Source organism: Candidatus Ruminimicrobiellum ovillum, assembly GCF_002392975.1.
In the GTDB taxonomy this organism is placed as follows: Bacteria; Elusimicrobiota; Endomicrobiia; order Endomicrobiales; family Endomicrobiaceae; genus Ruminimicrobiellum; species Ruminimicrobiellum ovillum.
The window spans coordinates 409,548-412,166 of record NZ_DGIC01000009.1 but is presented as its reverse complement, the minus strand read 5'-3'; the positions used below and the strand labels follow the sequence as shown (position 1 = coordinate 412,166).

General features: G+C 45.2%; 2 tRNA genes and 2 rRNA genes (2 of these 4 running past the window's edge). All 4 read left to right on the top strand.

Features of this window, described 5'->3' with window-relative positions:
- Positions 1 to 170: ribosomal RNA gene (locus tag B2Y85_RS04680) — 16S ribosomal RNA — on the top strand (its annotated part extends 203 nt beyond the left edge of the window); the annotation flags it as partial.
- A 173-nt stretch (positions 171 to 343) separates the two neighbouring features.
- A tRNA-Ile gene (locus tag B2Y85_RS04675) sits at positions 344 to 420 on the top strand.
- Between the two features lie 25 nt (positions 421 to 445).
- A tRNA-Ala gene (locus tag B2Y85_RS04670) sits at positions 446 to 518 on the top strand.
- Between the two features lie 200 nt (positions 519 to 718).
- Positions 719 to 2,619 (top strand): 23S ribosomal RNA (locus tag B2Y85_RS04665) (it continues 1,006 nt past the right edge of the window).

Below are 2,619 nucleotides of genomic sequence, written 5' to 3'. Positions count from 1 at the left end.
GAATACGTTCCCGGGCCTTGTACACACCGCCCGTCACACCACGAAAGTCAGTCTTAACAGAAGCTGTTGTGCTAACCGCAAGGAGGCAGGCATCTAAGTTAAGGTTGGTGATTGGGGTGAAGTCGTAACAAGGTAGCCGTACGAGAACGTGCGGCTGGATCACCTCCTTTATAAGGAGTAAACATACATCATTAATTTGATGGGATGTTATTGGTTGATACACTTAAATTGCACATTCGGGATTACTACCTATATGGGGCATTCATCCGCATATTATTTAGTTGGCATTATAAAGCTGGTATCTGGTCGGCGAAAGCAGTAAGATACGGTTGTTGCAGGAAGCGGGCCTATAGCTCAGTTAGTCAGAGCGCACCCCTGATAAGGGTGAGGTCTGTGGTGCAACTCCACATAGGCCCACCAGTTATATATACTTTCTTGGAACATTGGGGATATAGCTCAGCTGGGAGAGCGCCTGCTTTGCAAGCAGGAGGTCGTGAGTTCGATCCTCACTATCTCCACAAGATAAACGAATTTTTCAGTTTTATACTGATAAATATATAGCAGTAATGTTCATTGAAAACTTAATAGGCAAATCAGCGTCTTCATATTTTAAAATATGAAAACAAGAAAAACACAATTAGTTGTTGTTAAATAATAACAAAGTTATAAAAAAGTAAGTTACATAATCATCTCATTTTAGGATGGGATTAGAGAATGTGACTAAGCTACTAAGTGCATATAGTGAATGCCTTGGCTGAGACTGTCGATGAAGGACGTGGTAAGCTGCGATAAGCGTCGGTGAGGTGCAAACAACCTTTGACCCGGCGATTTCCGAATGGGGTAACCCCGTAACAAGTAATTGTTACGATCCGAAAGGAAGGCAACCTAGGGAAGTGAAACATCTCAGTACCTAGAGGAAAAGACATCAACCGAGATATCGAAAGTAGTGGCGAGCGAAATCGATATAGCCTAAACCAGTGTGCTTGCACACTGGGGTCATAGGACTACATTAGTAGAGTTATCAATCAAAAAATTAGCTGAACGGTCTGGAAAGACCGACCATAGAAGGTGATAGTCCTGTATGCGAAAATTTTTTGACTCGAAGTAGTATCCTGAGTACCATCGAGCACGTGAAACTTGGTGGGAAGTTAGGGGGACCACCCTCTAAGGCTAAATACATGTCTCAGACCGATAGTGAACCAGTACCGTGAGGGAAAGGTGAAAAGAACCGCGGGAGCGGAGTGAAATAGAACCTGAAACTGTATGCATACAAGCAGTTCGAGGGTTATGCCGGGAGCTTCGGCAACCGGAAAGCCTGAGAGCGTGCCTATTGAAGAATGATCCGGCGAGTTAATTGGTAGGTGCAAGGATAAGTGTTAAGTGAAAGCTTGTCACGTATCCGTAGCGAAAGCAAGTTTGAAAGGGCGTTAGTACCTATCATTAGACCCGAAGCCAAGTGATCTATGCCTGGACAGAGTGAATTCCCTTTAACCGGGGAAGGAGGCTCGAAGCGTCGACCGTTGAAAAGGTCTTGCATGAGCTGGGTATAGGGGTGAAAGGCCAATCTAACTTGGTGATAGCTGGTTCTCCTCGAAATAGTTTTTGGACTAGCCTAGTACGTTAAGTCTGAGAGGTAGAGCACTAAATAATCTAGGGGGTGTAACCCACTTTCCGAAGTTAATTAAACTCCGAATTCTCAGATGTATTATACTGGAGTCAGTTTGTGAGGGATAAGCTTCACATGCAAAAGGGAAACAGCCCAGACCACCAACTAAGGTCCCTAAATATATACTAAGTGGTACAAGGAAGTGGAATTTCTTAGACAGCTAGGAGGTTGGCTTAGAAGCAGCCACCCTTTAAAGAGTGCGTAACAGCTCACTAGTCAAGTGATTCTGCACCGAAGACACCCGGGGCTCAAGTATATTACCGAAGTTGTGGATTTTATAGCAATATAAAGTGGTAGAGGAGCGTTCCCACGACACTGAAGATGTACCGAAAGGAGCATTGGAGTTGTGGGAAGTGAGAATGTCGGAATGAGTAGCGATAAAAGAGGTGAAAATCCTCTTCGCCGAAAACCTAAGGTTTCCTTGAGTAAAGTTCGTCTGCTCAGGGTCAGTCGATCCTAAGCCGAGGGCGAAAGCCGTAGGCGATGGGTATCAGGTTAATATTCCTGAACTACCTTTAGTGGGTTAATGTGTTTAGCTACGCTTTCCAGTAGATCATCATCTCATTGGTTGTAGATGTTGCCTCGCAAGAGGGAGGATTTGGAGCAATCCGAAGAACTGATCGTATGGAGAGCCAAGAAAAACCTAAGCACTGCTTCTGAAGGTAAACGTACCGTAAACGGACACACGTAGGTGGGGTGAAAATCCTAAGGCGCGCGAGATAACTTTCGTTTAGGAACTCGGCATATTGGCCCCGTAACTTCGGGATAAGGGGTGCCTATAGCAATATAGGTCGCAGTGAAATGGCCCTCGTGACTGTTTAACAAAAACATAGGTCTCTGCTGAAATCACAAGATGATGTATAGGGACTGACACCTGCCCGGTGCTGGAAGGTCAAGGGGAGATGTTAGCGCAAGCGAAGCATTGAACTTAAGCCCCAGTAAACGGCGGCCGT